The sequence below is a fragment of the Bacteroides rodentium JCM 16496 genome, from assembly GCF_000614125.1.
GTDB lineage: Bacteria > Bacteroidota > Bacteroidia > Bacteroidales > Bacteroidaceae > Bacteroides > Bacteroides rodentium.
On sequence record NZ_BAKJ01000019.1, the window covers coordinates 51,571 to 78,229 of the forward strand.

Annotated in this window: 16 protein-coding genes and 4 pseudogenes; all 20 read right to left on the reverse strand. The window is 47.5% G+C overall.

Going from position 1 to position 26,659, the window contains the following annotated elements; all coding sequences use genetic code 11:
* Positions 1–227 precede the first annotated feature (227 nt).
* Entirely contained in the window at positions 228–773 is a 546-nt protein-coding gene (locus JCM16496_RS10415) for a 2-oxoacid:ferredoxin oxidoreductase subunit gamma family protein (RefSeq protein WP_005826606.1), read from the reverse strand.
* A gap of 51 nt (positions 774–824) precedes the next feature.
* A pseudogene (locus JCM16496_RS10420) lies at positions 825–1,585 on the reverse strand (thiamine pyrophosphate-dependent enzyme).
* 12 nt (positions 1,586–1,597) lie between these two features.
* Positions 1,598–1,771: a hypothetical protein gene (locus JCM16496_RS21760; RefSeq protein ID WP_005826603.1), complete on the reverse strand. Its 174-nt coding sequence runs from the start codon at positions 1,769–1,771 to the stop codon at positions 1,598–1,600.
* Positions 1,772–1,873: 102 nt separating this feature from the next.
* Complete coding sequence (locus JCM16496_RS10430) at positions 1,874–2,953, reverse strand: 3-methyl-2-oxobutanoate dehydrogenase subunit VorB (RefSeq protein ID WP_025834133.1); 1,080 nt, start codon at positions 2,951–2,953, stop codon at positions 1,874–1,876.
* A 19-nt stretch (positions 2,954–2,972) separates the two neighbouring features.
* Positions 2,973–3,200, reverse strand: coding sequence for a 4Fe-4S dicluster domain-containing protein (locus tag JCM16496_RS10435; RefSeq protein ID WP_005826600.1), 228 nt, complete (start codon positions 3,198–3,200; stop codon positions 2,973–2,975).
* A 16-nt stretch (positions 3,201–3,216) separates the two neighbouring features.
* Positions 3,217–3,492, reverse strand: coding sequence for a tetratricopeptide repeat protein (locus JCM16496_RS10440; RefSeq protein WP_025834136.1), 276 nt, complete (start codon positions 3,490–3,492; stop codon positions 3,217–3,219).
* A 167-nt stretch (positions 3,493–3,659) separates the two neighbouring features.
* Positions 3,660–5,066 carry a glycoside hydrolase family 28 protein gene (locus tag JCM16496_RS10445; protein WP_025834138.1) on the reverse strand — a complete coding sequence of 469 codons (1,407 nt, stop codon included), beginning with the start codon at positions 5,064–5,066 and terminating at the stop codon, positions 3,660–3,662.
* Positions 5,067–5,295: 229 nt separating this feature from the next.
* Complete coding sequence (rpiB, locus tag JCM16496_RS10450) at positions 5,296–5,736, reverse strand: ribose 5-phosphate isomerase B (protein ID WP_025834140.1); 441 nt, start codon at positions 5,734–5,736, stop codon at positions 5,296–5,298.
* A gap of 91 nt (positions 5,737–5,827) precedes the next feature.
* Positions 5,828–7,837 carry a transketolase family protein gene (locus JCM16496_RS10455; RefSeq protein ID WP_025834141.1) on the reverse strand — a complete coding sequence of 670 codons (2,010 nt, stop codon included), beginning with the start codon at positions 7,835–7,837 and terminating at the stop codon, positions 5,828–5,830.
* Between the two features lie 190 nt (positions 7,838–8,027).
* Positions 8,028–9,572 (reverse strand): alpha-N-arabinofuranosidase, encoded by a 1,545-nt coding sequence (locus JCM16496_RS10460; RefSeq protein ID WP_025834142.1) that lies wholly within the window; start codon positions 9,570–9,572, stop codon positions 8,028–8,030.
* A gap of 275 nt (positions 9,573–9,847) precedes the next feature.
* Positions 9,848–11,446 carry a xylulokinase gene (locus tag JCM16496_RS10465; protein ID WP_025834144.1) on the reverse strand — a complete coding sequence of 533 codons (1,599 nt, stop codon included), beginning with the start codon at positions 11,444–11,446 and terminating at the stop codon, positions 9,848–9,850.
* 131 nt (positions 11,447–11,577) lie between these two features.
* The gene (gene araA, locus JCM16496_RS10470; RefSeq protein ID WP_025834145.1) at positions 11,578–13,086 is read right to left on the reverse strand and encodes an L-arabinose isomerase; all 1,509 of its coding nucleotides are present in this window, start codon (positions 13,084–13,086) and stop codon (positions 11,578–11,580) included.
* 38 nt (positions 13,087–13,124) lie between these two features.
* Entirely contained in the window at positions 13,125–13,811 is a 687-nt protein-coding gene (locus tag JCM16496_RS10475) for an L-ribulose-5-phosphate 4-epimerase (protein WP_025834147.1), read from the reverse strand.
* 42 nt (positions 13,812–13,853) lie between these two features.
* Positions 13,854–14,531 carry an NUDIX hydrolase gene (locus JCM16496_RS10480; RefSeq protein WP_025834149.1) on the reverse strand — a complete coding sequence of 226 codons (678 nt, stop codon included), beginning with the start codon at positions 14,529–14,531 and terminating at the stop codon, positions 13,854–13,856.
* 59 nt (positions 14,532–14,590) lie between these two features.
* A complete protein-coding gene (locus JCM16496_RS10485; protein ID WP_025834151.1) occupies positions 14,591–16,285 on the reverse strand; it encodes a sodium:solute symporter in 1,695 nt (564 codons plus the stop codon).
* Between the two features lie 27 nt (positions 16,286–16,312).
* Positions 16,313–17,451, reverse strand: a pseudogene (locus tag JCM16496_RS10490) (aldose epimerase family protein).
* A gap of 163 nt (positions 17,452–17,614) precedes the next feature.
* Positions 17,615–19,510, reverse strand: coding sequence for an arabinan endo-1,5-alpha-L-arabinosidase (locus tag JCM16496_RS10495; protein WP_025834153.1), 1,896 nt, complete (start codon positions 19,508–19,510; stop codon positions 17,615–17,617).
* A gap of 90 nt (positions 19,511–19,600) precedes the next feature.
* Positions 19,601–21,357 (reverse strand): annotated as a pseudogene (locus JCM16496_RS10500) (bacterial Ig-like domain-containing protein).
* Between the two features lie 28 nt (positions 21,358–21,385).
* A complete protein-coding gene (locus tag JCM16496_RS10505) occupies positions 21,386–23,137 on the reverse strand; it encodes a RagB/SusD family nutrient uptake outer membrane protein (RefSeq protein WP_025834155.1) in 1,752 nt (583 codons plus the stop codon).
* 18 nt (positions 23,138–23,155) lie between these two features.
* Positions 23,156–26,362: pseudogene (locus JCM16496_RS10510) on the reverse strand (SusC/RagA family TonB-linked outer membrane protein).
* Positions 26,363–26,659 lie beyond the last annotated feature (297 nt).

Consider the following 26,659-nt stretch of genomic DNA (forward strand, 5'->3'; position numbering starts at 1 on the left):
TATTTGCTTACTGAATTCAGCCTTTTTTGCTTCTTTTAAACTGTCTTGTTTTCTATTTTGTTCTATACTGCTTCCGGTTCTCTGCCCTTGAATCCATGCTTTTTCCGGCTTGAAATGAAATAAGCCCTTGCAATAAATCAATATCACAAGGGCTTATCCGTTTTCCTTTATCTCTTATTCTGGCGTAAAGTTCCTCCTCATTATGGGAAGTGGCTTTACATAGCCTTTCATTTCATTTCCTGAATAAGTTCCATTCCTTTCTTGATAGCTTCTTCGTTCATCGGTATCAAGTGGTGGTGGCGTTCGGGCAGTGTCTTCTTCAATCCTCTGAGTACACTGTCCAGTGTAACCATCGGCTTGATTTTCAATAATCCACCCAATACAATCATGTTGAATGCCTTGGCGTTGTTCATTTCATTGGCGGCATCCATGGCGTTGATGCGATAGACGTGGATGTCCTTGCGTGTCGGCGGGTTGATGATGCCGTAACCGTCGTAGATAAGTACGCCTCCGGGTTTTACCTTGCTTTCGAATTTCTCCAGTGACGGCTGGTTCAGGATGATGGCGGCATCGTACTTGCTCAAGATGGGTGAGGATATTTTCTCGTCACTCACGATGACTGTCACGTTAGCCGTGCCACCGCGCTGTTCCGGTCCGTAAGCCGGCATCCAAGTTACCTCTTTGCCTTCCATCAGTCCGGAGTAGGCAAGAATCTTTCCCATGGACAATACGCCTTGTCCGCCGAAGCCTGCTATAATGATTTCTTCTTTCATTGATTTAATGTGCTAATGGTTAATGAATGTGTGCAACTGTAATGATGCACATTATCTGTCCTTCAAGTCGCCCAGCGGATAGAACGGGAACATGTTCTCCTTCATCCATTGGTTTGACTTTTCGGGCGACATCTTCCAACCGGAGTTGCAAGTGGAGACGATTTCCACCAGGTTGGAACCTTTGCCTGCCATGGAGTTTTCGAACGCCTTGCGGATGGCCTTCTTTGCCTTGCGGATGGCGGGGACGCTTTCCACGCTTTGGCGTGTCACGTAAGCGGTGCCTTCCAGTTGTGCGGCAATATCCGCCATCTTCAGCGGATAGCCGTGCAGGTGCACGTCGCGACCGTAGGGGCAGGTGGCGGTTTTCATGCTACAAGGGTGGTGGGTGCCATCTGTCCGCCCGTCATGCCGTAAATGGCATTGTTGATGAAGATGATGGTGATGTTTTCGCCGCGGTTGAGGGCGTGGATGGTTTCGGCAGTACCGATGCAGGCCAAGTCGCCGTCACCTTGGTAGGTGAACACCAGGCGGTCCGGCCAAAGGCGCTTGATGGCAGTGGCAAGTGCGGGTGCGCGTCCGTGGGCGGCTTCCTGCCAGTCGATGTCTATATAGTTGTAGATGAACACGGCACATCCCACGGGGGAGATGCCTATTGCTTTGTCTTCCAGTCCCATTTCTTCGATAACTTCGGCTACGAGTTTATGGACTACGCCGTGGCTGCATCCCGGGCAGTAGTGCATGGGATTGTCGTTCATCAGAGTCGGTTTCTTGGCAACCAGGTTCTCGGGCTTTATAATATCTTCTTTTGTCATAATCACTTCTCCTTATCTGTTGGTGAACCGTATGAAAAACTCCATTAGCTTGACAAATATCGCCGCGCCGCAGACGTAGATGAACAGCTTGAAATCATCTTTTGCAGCAAAATATATAATGATAGCTGCCAGGGCAAGTACCATGAAGAGAATGTTCAGTACGTTTCTTATTTTATCAGGATTCATCGTTTTATTTGCGATTTAATTATTTACGATTTACGATTGAAGAATGTTTCGATTTACAAAAGAGTAATCTGAATCGTAAATCGTACATCGTCAAATCGTACATCAAATTATTTTTTCTTTCAGTGCGCTTATTATTTCATCTGGGTCGGGTACGATACCACCGAGACGTCCGAAGTGTTCTACTTTTACTTTACCGTTCACGGCGAGGCGTACGTCTTCAATCATCTGTCCCGCATTCAGTTCAGTAACCAGCATGCCTTTTACTTTCTCAGCATAAGATGCGATGGCTTTTGTGGGGAAAGGCCAAAGGGTAATGGGGCGCAATATGCCGACTTTAATACCTTCTTCGCGTGCCAGTTCCATTGCTTTCTGTCCGATGCGGGCCATAGAACCGAAGGCGATAATCAGGTAATCGGCATCTTCACAATTGATTTCCTCGAAACGAACTTCGTTTTCTTCAATCTGTTTGTATTTGGCTTGGAAGCGGAGGTTGTTCTTTTCCATTTCCTCCGGTTTCAGTTCCAGTGAGGTGATGATGTTGGGTTTGCGTCCGTTGGTTCTGCCGGTAGTGGCCCATGGGCATTGTTCGATGACTTCCGCATCGGTGCGCCGTGGCTTTTGTGCAGGGAGCACCACTTTTTCCATCATCTGGCCGATGACACCGTCGGCAAGGATGATTGCCGGATTGCGGTATTTGAAGGCAAGTTCGAATGCCAGTCCTACGAAATCTGCCATTTCCTGTACGGAAGCCGGAGCAAGGGCAATCAAGCGATAGTCGCCGTGGCCGCCTCCTTTTACTGTCTGGAAATAGTCGGCTTGGCTCGGTTGGATAGTTCCCAGACCGGGACCGCCGCGCATCACGTTGACAATCAAGCAAGGCAGCTCGGCACCTGCCAGATAAGAGATGCCTTCCTGCTTCAGGCTGACACCGGGGCTGGAGGAGGAGGTCATGACCATTTTACCACTTCCGGCACCGCCGTACACCATATTGATAGCTGCCACTTCACTTTCTGCCTGGAGCACCACCATGCCGGTCGTTTCCCAGGGTTTCAGTTCGGCAAGAGTTTCCAATACCTCCGATTGCGGAGTAATGGGATATCCGAAGTAACCGTCGGCACCACAACGGATGGCTGCGTGGGCGATGGCTTCGTTTCCTTTCATTAATACAACTTCTTCTGCCATATTCTACTGATTTACAGATTTATTCTACTTTTATTTTATATACTGAGATACATCCGTCCGGACATACTGTGGCGCACGAGGCGCATCCGTTGCAGGTATCTTCCAATATCTGGTGGGCATAGTTATACCCTTTCACATTCACCTCCTTGGTGAGGGCTATTACGTTGAGCGGACACGCTACCACACACAAGTTGCAGCCTTTGCAACGTTCGGTGTCTACTACGATTGCTCCTTTGATTTTTGCCATAATTTACGTTCTTTATTTATTGATTGTACATATCCTTGTTGTAGAAGTTCAGGATGTCCATAGCCATTTGATAGGCATGTTGTGCCGGGCTTTCGGGGTTCAGGTCGATGGCATACTGATAGTTGTTCAGTGCTTGTTGCCAGTTGCCTTGTTTCCGATAGGCATTTCCCCGCAGGTAGTAAGCTTCGTCTTTGCCGGGAAAGTCTGTTTGCAGTATTTCGTCAAGCTGCTGGATGGCTTGCCCTACATTTCCCTGGTTGATAAGCTCTTTTATGGTATTCAGTCGTTCCATATCTAAAAAATATCCGGGTTATCGAACCACAAAGATAGTTTTTATTTGAAGATAATGGGCATCTTCACTGTGAAAAATAAGAAAAAGGGGCAAATAAAAAGCCCGAAGTTTCTCACGATTCTATCAGAATGTCAGAACTTCGGGCGGATATCATAAAGAATGTGATTCTACTGCTTTACAAGTTTGCCGTTTATATAAAGGTTACGGAACGTAACGTCTTTCGCACCTTTTATGTCATTTCCGTCTTTTTCGACATTATTGAAGCGGCTGTCTTCTACGCTGATATTGGATACATGCTCGTCATCATCCAGTCCGATGACAAGTATGCCGAGCTTACTCTTTTCGCAGGTCACGTTTTTCAGGTGGACGTTGCGTACGACAGGAGGGAAATTGCGGTCGCACTTTTCGCGGTTTTCGTATTGCAAGTTGATGCGGAGTACCGCTTCACGACATTGGCCTACGGTAACGTTGCGAACAAATACATTTTCTATGATGCCGCCACGGCAGGTACTGGTCTTTATGCGGATGACACGGTCCAAGTCCGGACTGTCCATACGGCAGTTTTCAACGTATAGGTTGCGATAGCCTCCGGAAATTTCACTGCCGATGACTACACCCCCATGTCCGTTCTTCATGAGACAGTTGCGTACGATGATGTTTTCACTGGGGATATTCCATTTTCGGCCGTCGGCGTTACGTCCGGACTTGATGGCAATACAGTCGTCACCCGTATCAAAAGTGCAGTTCTCAATCAATACGTTTTTGCAGGATTCAGGGTCGCATCCGTCACCGTTGGGACCACGATTGAACACTTTTACACCTCGTACAATCAGATTTTCGCAGAATAGCGGATGGATGACCCAGAAGGGGGAGTTCAATAGTGTGACATTCTCAATCAGGACGGTATTGCAGGAATAGAGGTTGATGAGTTGCGGGCGTAGACCGTCTTCGGGAGTCATTACACGTTTGTAGATGGGAGTAGAGGTTTCACCGTACATCAACAGGCGTTCGCGCCCACCAGTACTCTGTGCAGTCATCCCTTCTTTCCATCCATAGCGGGAAACTCCGCACATGGGCCACCAGGCGTTTTTGGAGCCTTGTCCGTCGATGGTACCCTTTCCGGTGATGGCGATATTTGTTTCGCCATAGGCATAAATCAGCGGATGTGCATTGTAGCAGTCCAGTCCTTCCCAACGGGTAATGACACCTGGAAAGTAAAGGCTTTGAGTGGTCGAGAATTTGAGTTCGGCACCTTCTTCCAGATGGAAGTTTACATTACTTTTTAAAGTGATGGGACCGGTATGGAAAGTTCCCTTAGGTACGATGACTGTTCCACCGCCATTCAGGCTGCAGATCACGATAGCCCGGTTGATGGCTTCATGGCAGGGTTCGTCCGGTGTATCGGTTTTTGCACCGAAATCGGTGATGAAGTACGTACGTTCAGGGAATGAAGTCTTTTTGATTTGCTTTTCAATTTGGGCGCTTTCTTTGAAGGCTTTGTCAAAGTCTATCGGGTGGGCGATGGCCAAAGTTGCCGATAGAAGCAGGAAAAGAATTCCGGATACTTTTTTCATGTGTTTCTTCTGTTTTTTTAGATTATTGGATGTCGGCTACAAAAGTACGGAATACCGGCTGATAGGCAGGAGGAGTTTTTGATTGAAAAGGTGGAATATTTGATGGGAATGGAGATATTATTATAAATGAAGATAGAATCATACGGCATGATGGTCATAATCGTGCTGTATGATTCTATACTGAAGTTCAAAGCGAGAATCTCTCGATAGTAGGATGTTCCACTTGCCATCAGGCAGGGTGTACCGGTATCTTGTCCACTCTTCGTTGGTGACGTCCGCCTTCGAATGGGGTACTGAAGAATTCCCTCATAATCATGTCTGCTTCTTCGGTACTGATGAATCGCCCTGGCATGACGAGTACATTGGCATCGTTGTGCTGGCGTGCCAAATGGGCTATTTCTGCTGTCCAGCAGAGGGCTGCGCGGATACCTTGATGCTTGTTCAGCGTTATGCTGATGCCTTCACCGCTTCCGCAGATGGCAATTCCCGGATAGCACTCTCCGGCTTCAACGGCCAGTGCCAACGGATGTGCAAAGTCGGGATAGTCGCAACTCTCGGTTGAGTAGGTCCCGAAGTCCTTGTAAGCCCAGCCTTTGGCTTCCAACCAGCCGCGGACATATTCCTTCAATTCGAAGCCTGCATGGTCGGAACAGATTCCTATTGTTTTCATGATGGTCAGTTGATATACCAATGTGCCAATGTGCTGATGCCTGCAGCTTGTAGGGCGCGGGCAATCAGCACATCAGCACATCGGATAATGATTATAACATTGCTTTTACTTGCTTGTAAACGTTCTCAGCGGTGAAACCGAGCTTTTCGTCCAGCACCTTATAAGGTGCCGAGAATCCGAACGATTCCAATCCCCATACTTTACCGCGGGGACCTACCAGCCCTTGCAGTGTGACGGGCAGACCGGCTGTCAGGCCGAATACCTTGGCGCCACACGGGATAATGCCTTCTTGATATCCCGGAGCCTGGCTGCGGAACAGACCTTCGGAAGGAACGGACACGATACGCACCTTGATGCCATCCTTGCGCAGCAATTCAGTACCGGCTACCAATGTGGCAACTTCCGAGCCTGAAGCAACGAGGATTACATTCGGATTTTCATCGGAGCCGGCTACGATATAAGCGCCTTTGGCAGCTTGTTCGTAATCGTTGCCTTCGGGCAGGTTGGCGATGTTCTGGCGGGAGAAAATCAAACCGGTCGGAGTTGTGGTATTTTCCATTGCCAGCTTCCATGCCACAGTCGTTTCTTCTGCATCTGCCGGTCGGAGTACCAACATGGAATTGTGCCCCTTGTGGTTTTTCAGCTTTTCCATCAGGCGGATTTGGGCTTCTTGCTCTACCGGTTCGTGGGTAGGACCGTCTTCACCTACACGGAAGGCATCGTGTGTCCAGATGAACTTCACGGGAACCTCCATCAGGGCTGCCATACGTACGGCAGGTTTCATGTAGTCGGAGAATACGAAGAATGTTCCGCAAGCGGGGATTACACCGCCATGCAGTGCCATACCGATACAGCAGCAAGCCATAGTCAGCTCGGCAACACCGGCCTGGAAGAATGCACCGCTGAAGTCACCTTTCTTGAAAGCATGTGTTTTCTTGAGGAATCCGTCTGTCTTGTCGGAATTGGAAAGGTCGGCGGAAGCAACAATCATATTTTCTACTTGAGTGGCGAGAGCACCGAGTACGGTAGCGGATGCTGCGCGGGTGGCAACGCCTGCTTTCTGTTCGATGGCGGCCCAATTCACTTCGGGAGCCTTGCCGGAGAAGAACATTTCCAGTTTGGCGGCCTTTTCCGGATTGGCTTTTGCCCATGCGGCCTTGGCTGCATACTTTTCAGCCATGATTTTCTTCAGCTCAGCTGCACGCTTGGCATATAGTTCGGCCACTTCGGGGAAGATGACAAACGGATTTGTCGGGTCACCACCCAAATTCTTGATAGTGTTTACATAAGCGTCGCCGCCCAGAGGAGCACCGTGCGTGGCACAATCAGCCTCGTAGCTGCTGCCGTCTGCCTTGCGGGCACCTTTACCCATTACGGTATGACCGATAATCAGCGTCGGACGCTCTTTCTCAGCTTTGGCTTCGTTCAGTGCACCGCGGATGGCATCGGGATCGTTGCCATTGATTTTAATGACTTTCCAGCCCCAAGCTTCGTATTTCTTGCCGGTGTCTTCGATGGTTACATCCTTTGTTTCGGTAGAAAGCTGGATGTCGTTGGCATCATAGAACATGATGAGATTATCCAACCCTAATGCTCCGGCAATACGGCCTGAGCCTTGGGAGATTTCTTCCTGGATGCCACCGTCGGAAATATAAGCGTAGATGGTCTGTGGCATTACTTCTTCGAAACGTGCCTTCATGAACTTGGCTGCGATGGCCGCACCGACTGCAAATGTGTGTCCCTGGCCGAGCGGTCCGGAAGTGTTTTCGATGCCGCGCATGATGTCACGTTCGGGATGTCCCGGAGTAGGGCTTCCCCATTGACGGAACTCTTTCAGTTCGTCCAGCGTGAACTTGCCGGTCAGGGCCAATGTGGAGTAAAGCATCGGTGACATGTGTCCCGGGTCGAGGAAAAAGCGGTCGCGACCTTCCCAAGCCGGATTTTCAGGATCATATACCAGGAACTCTGAGAAGAGTACATTTACAAAGTCGGCACCACCCATGGCACCGCCCGGGTGTCCGGAGTTGGCTTTCTCAACCATGGATGCAGCAAGGATACGGATATTATCCGCTGCACGGTTCATAAGTTTGTTGTCGTTCATATTGAATCTAATTAATTTTGAATATTATCAATAGGTTATTTGGTCCTTGTAGGTTTTCCAAGGGCAAAGATAACTCTTTATGCGTAATTCACAACACTCGAAGAGTGTCTTTTTTATCAGTATTACTGCCTTTTTGCTGCTAAAATGATACTAAACGTATTTAGCTGATTTTGTGCGGTGCACGGTAGTTTTACTGTAACTCAATAGTAACGATTGATTTGGCCGGAAGTTTAATCTTGAGAATATCTTTATTGACTTTTACCTCTTTGAACGGAACGGGTTTCACATTGTCGGGATTTTCAAATGAATTGTAGTCCGTCAGATTGGTGGAAGTCAATATTTCGCCAACTGCTTTCTTGGCTTTCGTTCCAGACAGATTGATGGTCACTTCCTGTGCATTGTCTGCATCTACGTTGGACATGGAAATGTGTATCTTGCCATTTTGGTCTTTGGAGGCAGTAGCGCTGACCATTGGTATTTTGCGGTTGTCGCGTACATCCATCATGTCGCAGTTCAGCTCAAGAGGAATGTAGGTGGCATCCTGGTGTACATTGTACATTTTGAATACATAATAAGTGGGGGTGAGTACCATGTTTTTTCCGCTGGTCAGAATCATGGATTGCAATACATTGACGATTTGGGCAATGTTCGCCATTTTCAGACGGTCGGTATATTTATGGAAGATGTCGAAGCTGAGGGAGGCGACAAAAGCATCACGCAATGTATTCTGCTGGTACAGATGTCCGGGATTGGTACCCGGCTCAGTGTCCCACCAGGTTCCCCATTCGTCAAGCATCAGCGCCACGTTCTTTTGGGGGTCGTATTCGTCCATGATGGCGCAGTGCTTTTTGAGCACGTCTTCTATTTCGCGGCATTTGCCCAGTGTCCAGTAATAGTCGTCTTTACTGAATTGGGTGGCGGCGCCTTTACTGCCGTTCCATCCGCTGACGGTATAGTAGTGGAGGGACAGGCCTTGCATGCGGCTGCCCACGCGGTCCATCAGCACTTTGGTCCAGTTATAGTCGTAGTCGCTGGCACCGCTGGCTATCTTGAACAGGTTGTTGCCGTCGTAGTTGCGGCAGTAGGTGGAATAGCGGCGGTAGAGGTCGGCATAATATTCGGGGCGCATGCTTCCACCGCAACCCCAGCTTTCGTTACCCACGCCGAGGTATTTCACTTTCCAGGCTTTGTCGCGACCGTTCTGTCGGCGCAGGCGTGCCATGGGGGAGTCTCCTTCGGAGGTCATGTATTCCACCCATTTGGCAAGTTCTTCTACGGTACCGCTGCCTACGTTTCCGCTGATATAGGGCTCGCAACCCAGCATTTCGCAGAGATTGAGGAACTCATGGGTTCCGAAACTGTTGTCTTCGATAGTGCCTCCCCAGTTGTTGTTCACCATTTTGGGGCGGTTTTCTTTAGGGCCGATACCGTCCATCCAGTGGTATTCATCGGCAAAGCAGCCTCCCGGCCAGCGAAGGACGGGTACGCGGAGCTCCTTCAGTGCATTGAACACGTCGGTGCGATAACCGTTGATGTTGGGAATATCGGAGTTCTCACCTACCCAAAGTCCGCCATAGATACAAGTTCCCAAATGCTCTGCAAATTGGCCGTAGATTTCTTTGGGAATGATTTGTTCGCTCTGGTCTGATTTCAGAGTAATGGTTGTACTCTTCTGTGCCGATGCGGAAAGCGTGGCTGCCAGGAAGATACTGCTGATGAAAAGTTTGTTTTTCATATTGGATAATGTTTTTAAAAGATGATAATAAAGAGATTGTTTTAAGAAAACAAGCACATGCGAAGTGCGGACTATCTATGTATGAAGTGTTCACTCTACATGTTTATGCTGCGAAAGGCGAATGCCTGTCGGCGGCTCACTGTAGTAAGCTGCTTTGTTCACCCATGTGAACGGCTCGGCTCACCCTCGTGAACAATTCGGCTCACTATAGTGGTCTGCTGACAAAACAGGTAGATGGAAGAGAAAGAATCCTATAGTTTCCCTTTCCTAAGTGCCTACTTCTTCCATTTTACGGCTGCTTCTTCGATGGGCAGACAGCCTTTGTAGTTCTCGATGTATGTATTGAATCCGGCTACGTCCTCAGCTGTCGGCGATACTTCGATGCCTGCATCGCCTGCAAACACAGATTCGTCCAGAAATTCTGCAAGAGATTCTCCTTTCCGGTTGTTTGCAAGGTAGGAAGCGAGGAGGGCAATACCCCAGGCACCGCCTTCGCCGGCTGTTTCCATAACGGAAATGGGGGAATTGATGGCAGCTGCCAGTATTCTCTGGCCTACTCCTTTGGTTTTGAAAAGTCCTCCGTGACCGGTGATTCTGTCTACTCTGATTTTCTCTTCATTGAAAAGGATGTCGTTGCCGATTTTGAGAACTCCCACTGAAGCATACAGATGGGCGCGCATGAAGTTGGCAAGGTTGAACTTGTCGTTTGCCGAACGTACAAACAGCGGGCGTCCTTCTGCCAGTCCCGTTATAGGCTCGCCTGATATGTAGTTGTAAGAGATGAGGCCTCCGCAGTCTGCATTGCCTGTCAGGGCGTGGTTATAGAGCTTTCCGTAGATTTCGTCCATATCTGCGGGGATGCCCATCAGTTCCTGGTATTCTTTGAAAATATTGATCCAGGCATTGAGGTCGGAAGTGCAGTTGTTGCAATGTACCATGGCTACGAGGCTCCCGTCGGGGGTGGTTACCATGTCAATCATTTCGTAGGGCTTGGACAATTCTTTCTCCAATACAATCATTGAGAAAGAAGAGGTGCCTGCCGATACGTTTCCAGTGCGCTGCTTTACGGCGTTGGTGGCAACCATGCCGGTTCCGGCGTCACCTTCGGGCGGACAGACGGGAATTCCTGGTTTCAGATGTCCCGATACGTCAAGGCGGCTGGCTCCTTCGGGAGTAAGGAAACCTGCGTTTTCACCGGCGGACAATACCTTCGGAAGAATATCTCGAAGCTTCCAGTCGTATCCTTTCGGAGCAATAAGTTTGTCGAACTTATCCACCATTTCAGAAGAATAGTTTTTGGTGGTGGGGTTGATGGGGAGCATACCGGAGGCATCGCCTATGCCCAGTACCTTTTGGCCGGTTATTTGCCAGTGGACAAAACCGGCAAGGGTGGTCAGGTAATTGATGGATGGGACGTGCTCTTCATTATCCAGGATGGCTTGGTAGAGGTGGGAAATGCTCCAACGCAGAGGGATGTTGTAGACAAATAGTTCGGATAGGGCTGCGGCAGCCTGGCCGGTATTCGTATTTCTCCAGGTACGGAAGGGCACAAGGATTTCTTCTTTTTCATTGAATGCCATATAGCCGTGCATCATGGCACTGACACCAATGGCTGCCAGGGTTTCTATCTCTATATCGTAGAGGCTCTTTACATTGGTGCGAAGGTCTGCGTAGCAATCCTGCAACCCATGCCAGACAGCTTCGACGCTATATGTCCACAGCCCGTCGACTAACTGATTCTCCCAAGTGTGGCTTCCCTGGGCGATGGGTTTGTTTTCCTGGTCAATCAAAACCGCCTTGATTCGTGTGGAACCGAGTTCTATACCAAGGATGGCCTTACCTGCCTCAATGGTTGATTTTGCATCTAATTTCATGGTATTAATGATGAATTACGGATTTATAGTACGATTATAAACTACGGGTTACTGATTGCAAACTACTAGTTACGTCTGTGGTGTGCGTAATTAGCAATCTGCAACCGGTAATCTGTAATCAGTAATGATTATTAGCAAAGTGCCTTGTTCAGCATGTAATAGACTTCATTCATACGCAGTTCTTTTTTGAACTCGCTGATGGTGGTATTTTCATCGATGACCACCATTTCGATGCCGGCCATTTCGGCAAAGTCTTCCCAATATTCCACCGTCAGGTCGTAGGAGAAGCTGGTATGATGTGTGCCTCCGGCCAGAATCCAGGCTGCGGCGCCTACTTCGAGGTTGGGCATCGGAATCCACAGTGCACTGGCAACGGGCAATTTGGGCAGAGGCTTGCTCTTGATGCATTCTACTTTATTCACAATGAGGCGGAAGCGGTTGCCCAGGTCTACGATGGTGGCGGCTACACCTTCACCTTGCTTGCTGGTAAATACCAGGCGGGCTGTTTCGCTGTCGATACCGATGCTCAGACGGTGTACTTCCAGTTTCGGCTTTTGTTCGGCAATCAGTGGACAGACTTCCAACATGTGTGCCTGCAGGATGGCACTCTTTTCCCCGTCGAAGTTCAGTGTATAGTCTTCAAGGAAGGAGCACCCCTTCGGCATGCCTTGACTCATCACCCAAGTGGTACGGTACAGTGCCGCAGTTTTCCAATCGCCTTCGGCACCGAAGCCGTAACCTTCCGCCATCAGTCGCTGTGAGGCCAGTCCGGGGATTTGGTCAAAGTCGCCCAAATCGTTGAAGTTGGTGGTGAAGCCTTTGGCACCCGTGTCTTTCAGCACGCGGCGAATGGCTATTTCAGCCTTGGCGGAGTTCCATACTTTGGTGTAGGCTTCCGTACGTGTGTCTTCCAGTTCGGGAGCGTGGTCGTAAAGCTTGAAGTATTCTGCTACAAGCGTCTTCACGTCCTCGTCGCTGACAGCATTGTAGTATGTCATCACATCATTGATGGGATAGTAGTCCACATGGTAGCCCAATACTTGTTCGGCGCTGACCTTGTCACCGTCTGTCACAGCCACGTTATTCATCTGGTCGCCGAAGCGGATGATGAGCATATCCTGCGCATCAGCCCATGCGGCAGCTACGCGCATCCATGCGGCAATCTGGTTTTGTGCTTTTTCGTCCTGCCAGTGGCCTACTACCACTTTACGGTTCTTTCGCATACGTGTCACGATGTGTCCGAACTCGCGGTCGCCATGAGCCGATTGGTTCAGGTTCATAAAATCCATGTCCATCGTTTCCCAGGGAATTTCCTTGTTGAACTGTGTATGGAAGTGTAGTAATGGCTTCTTCAGTTCCTGCAAGCCGTGAATCCACATTTTGGCAGGAGAGAAGGTGTGCATCCAGGTGATGACTCCGATACACTTTTCATCGTTGTTGGCGGCCTTGAAGGCAGCTGTTACTTCTTTAGATGAATTGACCGTACCTTTATATACTACCTTTACGGGCAGTTTCCCGGAATCATTCAGACCTTTCACCATTTCATTACTATGTGCGTCTACTGCGATAACTGCGTCGCCTCCGTACAAGAGCTGTGCTCCGGTTACGAACCATACTTCATATTGTTCAAATGCGTTCATACAATTTATTTTTATAGTTTATATTAAAAGAATGATAGTTATTTCTGTCCATAATAAGCGTTAGGACCGTGCTTGCGGCTGAAATGCTTTTCTATCAGCAGCGGATTCATGGTCAGGTTGGGGTTCACGGCATAGGCTATACTTGCCATTTTGGCCACCTGCTCCATCACTACGGCATTATGTACCGCTTCGTGTGCGTCTTTTCCCCACGAGAAAGGACCGTGGTTCTTTACCAATACTCCGGGAGTATGTACCGGGTTCAGCCCTTCAAAGCGTTTTACGATGACATTTCCCGTTTCCAGTTCATACGCTCCTTCCACTTCCTCCTTCGTCATGTCTGCTGTGCAGGGTATGGCGTCGTGGAAGTAATCGGCATGTGTTGTCCCGATATTCGGGATGTCACATCCGGCTTGTGCCCAAGCAGTGGCGTAAGTAGAGTGCGTATGCACCACACCGCCTATTTCGGGGAATGCTTTGTATAGGGCAATATGAGTAGGGGTGTCCGAGGAAGGGTTTAACTTACCCTCTATGACTTTACCGTCAAGGTCTACCACTACCATATCCTCTGCTTTCATCTCATCGTAACTCACTCCACTGGGCTTGATGACTACCAGACCAGACTCGCGGTCAATACCCGATACGTTGCCCCATGTGAAGATTACCAATCCGTGCTTCACCAGTTCAAGGTTGGCATGGAATACTTTGTCTTTCAGTGCTTCCAGCATATTATTTAAATTACTAATTACAAATTGTTGAATATTAGGTTTTCAGAGCTTGAATTTCGGAGCTTTGCGGTATGCCTTCTCATTAAACTGATATAAGGCAGCCCCACGTTTGGACCCCGTTTTGTCTATCTTGTCAGTTTTTTCTATATAGTCCATTTCTGCTATGCGTTTTCGGAAGTTCCGTTTGTCAATATTCTCACCGTATATGGCTTCGTATAAGCTTTGCAGTTGTGACAGTGTGAACAGTTTAGGTAGCAGATTAAAGCCGATTGGTTCGGTGGACGCTTTTTGTTGCATCAACTTCCGGGCTTGTTCCACCATTTGCGGATGATCAAAGATTAGCGCTGGTAGTTCATTGATATTTACCCAGAAAGCATTGTGCTGCTGTACGGATTCTTTGTCGTATTCGTTGATGTTGATGAGCGCATAGTAAGCAATCGAGACTACGCGTTCTCCCGGGTCACGCTCTATGGCTCCGAAAGCTTTGACTTGTTCCATATATACATCTTCCAATCCGGTTAATTCATTAAGGACTCGTTTGGCTGCATCATCCACGCTTTCGCCTTCCTGCACGAATCCACCCATCAGCGACCATTCGCCCATTGCCGGTTCGAAGTTGCGCTTCAGCAACAGCAGGTTCAACTCTCCTTCATTGAAACCAAATATAATGCAGTCGATGCCTACATAAAGTTTCGGATTTGAACTATAGTAATTACTCATATCTTAATTTTTGTTTAAGAGATATGTTGCATGGATATATATCATAGCAACATATCGATTTACCAGAAATACCAATAAAAAGCTGCGGTTATACCCAGGATGATAAGGGTATGAATTATATCCCATTTATTCCAACTTGCACGTGTAGCTGCTTTTTGTTCGGGAGTTGAAGTTCCGAATACCAGCCCTTGAATCTTTTCAGCGCTTGGGGCAGCTGTAAACATGCTGACTGCGATAACCACTACGATGCAGAACAAGAACATCCATCCGCAGAAAAACAGCCAGTTCATATCATAGAACAGATACTTGAAGGTACTGCTAGACACATCTCCTGCATTGCTGTAATATACTTTTGCCCCCAGACGGGTTAAACCGATAATCATTCCGGCAATCAGTCCCCACATGCCGCCTTGTGCAGAGGTACGTTTCCAGCAGATTCCCAAGAGGAAGGCTGCGGCAATGCCTGGTGCCAATACAGATTGTACATCTTGTAAATAGGTGTAAAGGACATCACCTACACTGCGCATAATGGGAATCCAGAGTATGCCCAATATCACAATCACAACAGTTGCCATCTGTCCAATTCCCACCAGCTTTTTCTCAGAAGTGTTTGGCTTGAAACGTTTGTAGAAGTCAATGGTGAAAAGCATGGCAGATGAGTTGAACAAAGATGCGAGAGAGCTCATCAATGCTGCAAGAATACCGCAAACAACCAAACCTTTGACTCCTGCAGGAAGCAATTTTGCTACTAGAGTCGGGAAAGCAGCATCTGCATTGGCATTTCCGTTTGCCAGCATAGGTAGAAAACCTTCTCCCCCTGTACCGAGATATTTTTGGTGTAATGCGAAAGCAATCATGCCTGGGATAAGGAATAAGAATACGGGCAATAATTTCAGGTAAGCTCCGAAGATGGTACCGCGTCGTGCTTCCTTTTCATTCTTTCCGGAAAGTACGCGTTGCACGATGAACTGGTCTGTACACCAATACCAGAATCCGATAATGGCTGAACCAATCAGCGCACCCAACCAAGGGAAGTTAGGGTCGTTGTTACTGCGTATAAGCTCTGTCATTGTGTTGCCATAATCGTTCACTGTGACTGCACCGCAGATTCTCATCATCTCATCCCAGCCTCCCAATTCTTTGAAGCCGAGTACAAGGATTATCAGTGAACCTAACAGCAGGATGGGAGTCTGCAGGACGGAGGTATAAAGCACCGACTTCATTCCTCCGAAGATTGTGTAGAGCGCAGTCAGTATAACCAGACCGATGGCAGCAATCCAAAAGAAGTCGATTCCCCAAAGTTCTTTTATGCCGAATACTTGTTGGAAAACCAATCCTCCTGCATAAACCGTCACGGCAACTTTTGTCAGTACATAGCTGATTAAAGATATTACAGACAATATTGTACGTGATTGTGGATTATAACGGCGTTCTAGGAATTCTGGCATTGTAAATACCATGCTTCGCGAATAGAATGGTACAAATACCCAACCTAAGATAAGGATCATCCAGCCTTGTATTTCCCAATGTGCCATAGCCATACCGCTGGAAGCACCGGCACCGGCCAATCCAATTAAGTGTTCCGAACCGATGTTGGATGCAAAGATAGATGCACCGATAGCGAGCCATGTAGCATCACGACCGCCTAAAAAATAGTCTGCTGAGTCATTCTGTTTCTGTTTGACAACCCAAACAATAATTCCAATCAAAGCCAGGAAAAAGATTCCAATGACTAACCAATCTAATGTTTCCACGATAATAAATGATTTATAAAGTTATTGTTATTTTTCTACGGAAAATCTGAAAATACATTCACTGTTGTAAATTTGTCCGGGTTCCAGTACGACAGAAGGCCATTGAGACTTGTTGGGGCTGTCTGGGTAATGCTGTGTTTCAAGGCATACAGAAGCACGTTGGTGGTATGTGATTCCTTTCTTCCCTTTTATTGTACCATCCAGGAAGTTGCCGGTATACACTTGAATGCCTGGTTCATTGGTATAGACTTCCAAAGTAATACCGCTTATCGGTGAAGTCAGCTTGGCGGCTATTTGATTTATATCACCTTTTGTATTCAATATCCAATTGTGGTCGTAACCGTTTCCGTTCTTCAATTGTATAAAGTCGTAATTGGTAATATCTTGTCCAACCGTTTTCGGAGTTGTGAAGTCCATAGGGGTCTCTTTTACAGTAACAATTTCACCCGTTGTCATGAAAGTACTGTCTACCGGAGTATAGTTGTCTGCATTGATGTATAAGATGTGGTCTGTTGCTGCCTTTGAAGGATCACCTGATAGATTGAAGTAAGAATGGTTAGTCATATTGATAACCGTCTTTTGGTCTGTTTTAGCACTGTATTTTATATCAATGGCATTGTCATCCGTTAGCTTGAAAAGTACTTTTGCCGTGACGTTACCCGGGAAATTCTCGTCTCCATCCGGTGAAATGCGGGTGAGCTCCAGAGTTGTGCTGTCAATGGGATTGGCGCTGTATACTTGGTATTGCCATCCTTTGGGACCACCGTGCAGGCAATGCCCGAAATTGTTCTGTGGTAACTGTATGGTATCTCCGTCAAGAACGATTTTTCCTTGATTAATCCGGTTGGCGTAGCGTCCGATAGAAGCACCAAAGTCACTTGGAATGTTGATGTAATCGGCAATGCTGTCAAAGCCAATACTACATCCTGCATAACTCCGTTTTTGTCGGGTACCATAATGGATACAATACGTCCTCCAAAGTTTGTGATGCATACTTCCATGCCCGCTTTATTCTTCAGCGTATAAAGCTGTGTTTGGGCGTCATTGACCGTTGTTTGGAATTTTACTGGATCAAGACCGGACAGAGTAAGCGTTGTTTCTGTCTTTTGATTGCACGCTGTTAGCATCATTGCGGCAATTCCTGCAAGTAAGAAATAATGTTTCATGGTATTATGTTGTTTTGAAAATTAGGCTCTTATTCTATTTCGGGTGTAAAAGTAACACTTTTATTTAGTGTGTCATTTACACTTCTATATGTTTTGTAACATGAAAATGAAAAACTGCTTGAAACCATAGGCTCCGAAGCAGTTTTAGAATGGAAATAAGTTATTATTTACTCTTTTTGCCCCAATAGGTCTTGAAGTTGTTGCCATATCCGGCATAGACAATGGTGTGGGTACGTGGATTGGCTTCCCAATCTGTTTCGCGTTGCAGGCATAGTTCCACTCCGTTGGCTGTTAGTATTTGCTTGTCCGCATCGTAACTCCAAGTACTTCCTTTCCATGCACCGTCGGTGATGGTATGGTCAGCTGCAAGGGTCATGTTGCTCGATTCTTTCTGTTTTCCATAAGAGTAAGATAGGTCGATATGTTCCCAATTGCCTATCAGTTCTTCTTCAGTGATGGCTACTTTGGGGACAGCTCCGTAGCGTTCGGGCATTACAACTGGCCAGCCTTGCGAATTCCACCGTATGGAACGTACATGTCCCATCATGAGTGCATTACTATAAGCATTTCCTCCCACATTTTCTGGGAATCTGCCTTGCGATGCGTAATACCAATTGCCATTGCCGTCATCAAACACGGCGCAGTGAGAGATGCCTACCCATCCATAGCTGTTGTTGAACTTGTATGGATGAGTTACAATGGGCAACATCTCTCCTCCTGTTTGGGTCTGGTCTACACCGTCCATGCCAAGGTAGGGACCATAGATGTTTTTGGAGCGACAAACACGGGTATTGTAAGGAACACCTAATGCGTCATAAGCTACAAATAAGTAATAGTAGCCGGTGGCAGCATTGTAGATGATTTCCGGACCTTCCGAGGCTTGCCAACGATCTCCCATTCTCCGGGTGGCAATCAATGAACCGTATGCGGCGATGTCTTCATTAGTTCCCCAAGGAGCCGACAGCGTATTCACTGGTTTTCCGGTTTCTGCATCTACTTCCAAAGCTGCTATACCGCTGTGCCAAGAGCCGTAAATCAAGTAATGCTTCCCGTTGTTGTCTATTAGGTAGCTTGGATCGATGGCATTCCATTTGTAATAACAGTTGTTCCAGTCATCGGGTCTGATGTGAAAGTTTAGGCCTTTGTCCGAGGCGTTGGTGATGACATAGCCTTTATCTTTCCAGCCGTTGTTGTCGGCGGGGTTGGAGTTTTCCAATAGGCCGATAAAGGCACGTTCGCTCCAAGAACCTGCTCCGTCTAAGGTGCCGGGGCATACGATGGAGTAGTACATGCGGTAAAGTCCGTTTCTTACTTTGCGTACGCAAGGTGCCCAGTAACCGAAGTCGGCTGTTTGGGGTGAAACTTCATTCAGCCCCATTTCCTTACGAATTTCATTCAGCTTTGGAATTACCCATTCGGGCAGTGCTGGCATTACTCCGCCCAGGTATTCCCAGTTTACGAGATCTTTTGAGCGTCTGCCGTGGAAGTGGCCGCCTGCTGTGTGTGCATTGCCATAGGAGGCATCGGTCTGATACATGTAGTAATACCCGTCTTCGGCAAGCACCACGGTGGGATCGTGTACATTGGCAAGATTCCATTGGTTGCGTTTGCTCCAGTCTGACATGGTAGCATAGTCGTCGGGATAGGCTGGTGCTACGTAATTTCTCAGTTGTTCGTCAATGCTTAAACTTTCGGTGGTGGCTGTCACGGTTTCCGAATAGGTATAACGGCTGTCGCAGTAAACGTATGCACGGATATAATAGGTGCCGTTAGATCTCAAGCCCGAAATGGTTGCACTGAAATTGTCATCAGCATCAGTTGCGTCTCCTTTTATATCGGGAGTCTGAGAGTTTGAACTATAGCAGAACCCTTTCTTGATAATTTGGTTGCCACCACCGGTTACGGATGCGGTAAGAGTAATCGAGTTTGTGGTAGTTGCGCTTATTTGGGGCGTACCTACGTTTACATAAATGCGCTCTATTTCATCATTGTTATCGGAACATGCCGCAAAGATGAAGAATAGAGGTAGGTAAATCCAATAAGATAATAGTTTTTTCATATCGCTGTTTTTTGAGTCCAATACTGTTCCTTTACAGAGGGACAGTATTGGATGAATTGATAATTTAAAAGACTGAAAGGATGATTCAGTTTAGAAAACAATATAGCTGCCGTCTACAGTGAAGGCGAAATTCAAATCGTTGACATCAATGTTATTGATGCCATAATAGCCTTGTGTATATACTGTGCCATTATTGCCTCTCATCACAGCTTGTACGTCGGCAGTGCCGTCGCCGCAGTTGGTCACATAAACATCCACTCTGGCACCGTTCATGGTTGGCAACCAAGTAGCCCAATCGCCTTGCGTGCCAATCGCCTTGCAACTTGCGTATCCATCGCCCCAACCATAGTTGTCGGCACGTACTACCGCATACTCTTGTGTTTTGTCTGTCTTGCGGAGAATTACTGCAAAGTTGTTCCAGTTGGCTGCCATGCTGCTATAGTTGGTGAAACTGATACTCTTGGTTTTGCCGGCGGGTACATTGAAGTCATCGCTGAAGTAGGTCCACCAAGCAGAGCTGCAATCTTCCAAGCCCAATGTAGGTGCATTGTTGGTCACTGCTGATACGGCAGATTCTGCTACCGTGACTTCTACTACAGTCGTTATATTTTCCTCGGCAGTGATTGTGACAACTTGTTTGCCAGCTTTTCCCGGGAAGTTAGAGAAAGTGAGTTTAGAGTTGTCAATCACTCTTTCGTCCCCATTGGCATAGGTAGCTGTTACTTCCATGCCGGTGGGGTCGAAAGGATAACCTATGCCATCGGGTGTATAGCAGGTGTACTGCGTTTTGGTTGGCTGTGTGGTTACTTTGATAGATACAATCTTTTCTACTACTACAAATGTAGCATTGGCTATAATCGGTTGGTTGCAATTCTCGCCTTTGAAGGTCTTGTTGTAGATGGCGACCAGAGTTTTTGTACCCAACTCTTCCATACTGGGAATGGCAGTGAACTGGAGTTCTTTTGCGGTGACGGTCTTGGTTACCCCTTCTTCAAAGGTAACGATGGCGGTTACGCCAGCCATAGCTTCTTCGAGCGATGTGCCGACGTTTACTTGGTCGGGGACATTTTGCAGTTCCATGGAAATTGGATTCTTGTCTTTTGCCGAAGTAAATCCACCGATAGGCTCAATGTTGCTCTGTAGAAAGTCGATATATGAACCTTCCGGAACCAAGAAGCAGCGAATATTGGTATTGGTTCCGTCTGCATTCAGGTTGGGCAACTTGTATGGTTGTTCATACGTCTTGGTTGCCGATGCGTTCTGTATCTTGATATTGAAAGCATTTTCATTGGTGCGATCTACGGTGAGAGTCACCTTGCCTCCCAGCTTCTGCAGGCTTCGTCTTTATTGTCAACGGGCGAAAGCATCAGTGTGCTGGACGTGTATTTGAAATAAAGGTGACTGCCCCATTGGGAATTATAGGCAACAGTGTCATTTGTGGCATCAAAGCGAAAAGCACCATATTCCGTATAACCTTCGCCGCCACGATTCACGTCGTTGGTGATGATGAGGGCGAAGTTCTTGTAATAGGTATTGTCGGCGGGATTGATGTTGAGGTTGAATACCCCGTGCCACTTCTGACCATCAGGCACAACATAATACTTGGAAAATGCTGACCAGAAGCCGGAGGTATAGTCCGTATTACCGAAGCTGTACACATCTTCCTGCATGCCTTCAAGCACTTCTTCTTCCGGTTCTTTCTTTGAATTCTCGATGGAGTCAACTTTTTCGGAAATCCAGTCAGGGGCGTTTACATCATATAGTTCACCGCCTTCGCAACTTGCCAGTGCCATCAGTCCTAAAGTTATGGAACAGCAAGCGTATGTTAATTTTTTGAGTAATTTCATTGTTCTAATTTTTATAGTGGTTGAAACTTTATTTGTTTAAATCTACAACCGGGTGCACTTTCCAGCCATTGCCATTGAAATAAGTGAAGTTATCTGTACTATAGTTGGCAGAGTTTCCTGCCAAGTTCGGGTTGTTGTTCAGTAGTTGTTGTACGATAGGCAGGAATTCGTGTCCGGGTCTGTAGGTGTCGAAAGAACTCTTCAGTTGGGGGTCGGATGCAATGTCACTATAGCTGACAGCATCTTTGGTTCCTTCTACTGAACGGCGGAAAGTCCCGTGCTCTTTGAGTTGTTGCAAGCGTCCGTTGTCGTGGAAAAATCCCCAGCGGATAAGGTCAAATCCTCGTCCGAACTCGCAACCGAATTCTTTAGGACGTTCAACATTGGCAATTTGCTCGAAGAGTTTGTCGGCGGAGTTGAAGTCAGAAAGCTCCAAGTCGGCCAAACCGGCACGGTTGCGCACTTCGTTAATCCAGTCGATGGCTTGTTGCGTAGGACCGTTTACCTCATTTTCGCATTCGGCAGCGCGGAGCAATACATCCGAATAGCGCATCAAGCGCAGGTTGATGCCATCGTGTAAGCCTGTTACTACGGTGCTATACAAGCCGGTACGCAGGTTCGTGAATTTGGCGATGGGAAGACCGCCGTTGATGTTGTTTGTTACGATGTTGTCTTCGGGCGTAAGCGTATTGGTGTAGGCAACGTTTCCGTATTCGAAGTCTTCCCAATCCGTTTCATAAGTACCTATGGTCCAATAAAGACGTGGGTCGAGTTTGCCGTTGGCAGTACGTTCTGCTTTGAAGAGATGATAGAGCCAGGGGGATGCCGATATGTCGGCCCAGCCGCCATAGTTGCCGGGGGCAAAGTTACTCTCGATTGCCGAGCCTTGCGTTGCGTTGGGGCTGGTGTTCACCGGAGTCCATTCGTCATCGGTACCTTGTGACTCGAAGTCAAGGAATTGCACTTCGAAGAGGCTCTCTGCATTATTTTCGTAGGCAGAGCCTTCACGGAAGTTGTCACCGAAGTTAGCTACCAGGTTGTAAGTTCCATACTTTTTGCCAATGATGTCTTTCAATACAGTGAGCGCATCGCTGAATTTATGGCGCATCATAAGTGTGCGGGCATAATAGCCGGCAGCCGAACCGCAAGTGGCGCGTCCGCGATTCCACTCTGCCCCTGCATCGCGTGAAGGCAGTAATTCCATTGCCTCCTTGAAATCTTTTTCCACCTGGTCGAGTACTTCATCATAGGTGTTGTTGGCACCATAAAGACCATCAAGTGAGGAGTAGGTTTCGTAGTTTGTGATGAGAGGAGGGTTTTGGTAATAACCCACCAAGTTGTAGTATGAAAGTCCGCGCAAAAAGAGCATCTGCCCCTTGATGTGCTTCATCCTTTCGGAAAGCTGGCTGTTGTCTTTGTCACAACGGGATATGGCAAAGTTACAGACATTGATGGTATAGTACCATTCGCGCCAAGGCCACCAGGTGATGTCTGAAGTGACTTCTACGTTGAGGTCGTCGAAAGGAAGGTACCATACTTGTGAAGAGTTCCACGCTTCGTCGCCGCGGCACACATCAATCGTGTAGCCCACGCGGGCGTATGAACCTTCCATGCGAATATGGTTATAAGCAGCGATGACGCTCTCTTCCAAATCGTCGGCGTTGAAACCGAAAGTACTTGATGTTTGCTGGTTGGGATTCACCAGTTCCAATTTGTCACTGCAAGAAGCTAAAGTGCTTAATCCCAAGACGAGGACAAGTGAGTATTTATTTAGTTTCATAGAATATGTTTTTATGAATTAGAATGTAAAATGTACACCGCACATAAATGTACGTGCTGTAGGATAAGAACAGAAGTTGTAGCCCGGGGTAAATGTTCCTCCGGCATAGTCCACATTATAACCTTTGTATTTGGTGAAAGTGTGGAGATTCTGTGCAGATATGTAAAAACGCACATCGGAAACATATTTTCCGAACCATTCGTTAGGAAGGTTGCATCCCAGTTCTACGTTGGCGATTTTCCAGTATGCGGCATTCTGAATTTTGCGTGAACTGAAGAGGTCGTTCCATGCAAAGCTGGCATTGTTGGTGGCATAAGTGCGCGGCACGTCAGACAGGTAAGTGCTGCCGTCTTCGCTGAATCGGTTGGCATCGAGCATGGCCACTTCCTTGTTTCCCCAACCGTAGCATGAGTTGAGCGAATTGTGGATATCATCGCTTACGTGATAGTTCAGTGCACCGAATGTTGCGATGCTCAAGTCAAAACGTTTGTATTCAAAACGTGCGTTCAGACCGAAGTGTATCTTAGGCATACCGCTACCTAACACTACTTGGTCGTTGGCATCTACTTTACCGTCGGGGGTGCCGTCGGGACCGCTTACGTCTTTATAAAGGCAGTCGCCTATTTGGGCACCTTCTTGGGTAGCATGGTTGTCGAGGTCGGCTTGTGTGCGGGCAATGCATCATAAACCCAACCATAGAACTGGCCGATTTCCTGACCTACATTGGTAATGTATGCGCCAGAGATGTAAGAGTCGGTGCCGAAGCCCAAAGAAGTCACGCGGTTGCGCAGTGTGCTGAAGTTGGCGGAAAGTTCATACTTGAAGTCATGATCGCGGTTGCGATAGGTAGCCGAGAACTCAAAACCGGAGTTGTTCATCGAGGCGGCATTCATGGTGACGGTGGTATTGGAAACGCCGGCTTGTTCGGGAACGGGCACGGCATACAGCAGGTCATCGCTGATGTTTTTGTACCATTCGGCAGTGAATTCCAAACGGTTGTTGAACATGGCAAGGTCAATACCTACGTTGTAGCTTTTCTTCTTTTCCCAAGACAGGTTGTTGTCCACGAAAGTAGAGATGGCAGAACCGGTGATAGGGGTGTTGCCAAAGCTGTAAGTCATGTTGTTACGCGCCATTACAGCCTGATACATGTATTCACCGATATTTTCATTACCCAGTTCACCGTAACTTCCACGCACTTTGAACATATTTATCACGTCGCGGTTGAAGGGAAAGAATGCCTCCTTGTCGAAGCGCCAGCCCACGGACACGGAGGGGAATGTACCCCAGCGGATATTTTGGGACAAACGGGAACTGCCGTCGCGGCGGATGGTTGCCGAAATCAAGTATCTGTCATCGAAATTGTAGTTGATACGGCCAATGTATGAAAGGATGGCGTGCTTGTATTCAAAACTTTCCGAGTATGTGTTGGCGGCATTCTGCAACTGCAAGAAATAAGGCTCGGTGAAGTTGATTCCCCACCCGGTCAGCAGGTCGGTGTTTTCTTCTTCATACGTCTGACCTGCCACTACGTTGATGTGGTGTTTGCCAATCGTGCCGTCGTAGGTAAGCACGTTTTCAATCAATGCATCGGCATAAGAGCGGGATCCTTGGTCAGTCGTTCGTTGCTTTTCGACAGATAAACACGGTTACTCTGTACCATGCGGGAATCCAAGTAAAATCTTTGCAGTGTGTCTTACTATAAGAAAGGTTGGCTTTGTAGTTCAGTTTATGGTTTTTACTTTCAATACCTATCATCTTGAGAAGGTCTACATCGGCAGAACCTGTCCCCACGAAGCGGTCCACGCGAGTGTTGCGTTTCAGCAAGTTGTTTACCAACAACGGGTTGGAAGCTGAGATGTCGCCGTGTACGGTATCGTAGTAAACTCCGTAGCCGTAAGAGTCATAGTTGAAGTTATTGGCGATTCCCACCAGGTTGTCAAGTACCCAAGTGGAGTTGTCGTATGCCTTGATGGTGGGTTGCATCAGCAGGGTGCCGCGAAGCACGTTGGTGACATCGCCGTACAAGCCCTGAACATATTCAGAAGCATTTGACAGACCCATATTGTCCTGATTGGAGTGCGAGTAAACCAAGCTTGTCTGGAACTTGATGAACTTGGTATCCATGGTATTGTTTACGCGAGCGGTGTAACGTTCGTAATTGGGACCTGCACCTTCCAGCGTACCTCTCTGGTTGAAGTAGTCCAGAGATACATTATAGGTGTTGTTTGCGCCACCACCGGAGAGATTTACATTGTGGTTTTGGCGGATACCCGTCTTGAACACTTCCTTGAACCAGTTGGTATTGGTGCCGTCTTGGAAATAATATTTCCCGGTTGTGCTGTCCAGCTTGTAGCCACCGGGTAGCGGAGTGTTTGAGTTGGCACACGCCTCGCCGATGTATTGGCTGTATTGGTCTGCATTCATCACGTCATAGACATCGCCGGGTATTTGGTCTATACCTACATAACCATTGTAGTCCACCTTCAGCGGTTGGTCTTTCTGCCCGCGTTTGGTAGTGATGATAATCACGCCGTTGGCGGCACGCGAACCATAGATGGCAGCAGCCGAAGCGTCTTTCAACACTTGGATGGTTTCAATGTCATTGGAAGAGAAATCGCGGATGGAAGTACCCATGGGTACACCGTCGATTACATAAAGAGGAGAGGTGTCACCAAACGAACCCACACCACGGATCCGGACGGTGGGGTCTGCACCGGGTTGTCCGTCGGAGGTGACTTGTACACCCGAAACTTTACCTTCGAGCATGGTAGAAATGTTGGAATTGGATGTCTGTTTCAAGGCTTCCGCATCTACTACGGCAACGGAACCGGTCAAGTCGGATTTCTTCTGCGTACCATAGCCTACGACAACCACTTGTTCAAGTATCTGGTTGTCCGGTTGTAATTGGATGGTTTCGATGATAGCGCGGTTGCGAACGGCGATTTCACGTTCCTTGTAGCCTACGAAGCTTACTAATAGAGTGGAATTCCCGGGAACTTCTAATTGGAAGTTCCCGTCCAAGTCGGTTGTGGTTCCGGTAGAGCCACCTTTTACTCTAATGGTAGCCCCTAACAATGGTTCACCCAGTTCATCGACAACTTGGCCGCGAACCTTGATAGTCGGAGATTGTACTACAGTAGCCATGGCAGGTGTAGGATACACTGCCATGCCGCCAAAGGCACACAGACTAAGCATTACGGAAAGAAATAAATGTTTCCTCATCTTTTTAAGTATTAAATTAGTAGATTAGATAATTTGCTGGTATAAATCGGAAAGATTCAATTGAGCTAATGCCATGCCAGATACGATAGTCATTCTTTTGTTATTCTTCATAATATTAAAATTAGATTTTAAGTGTGCGGCTCTTTATCAAAATATAGAGCACTAGTTGCACGGCAAAAATATGACATGCTCGGCAAATAAGGGTGGATAAATGTATTTTAGAGGTGGATAAACGAATTTTAAGTGTGAAAAACACAATTTATTTCGTGTGATTGCCAATTATTACCATTAATAATA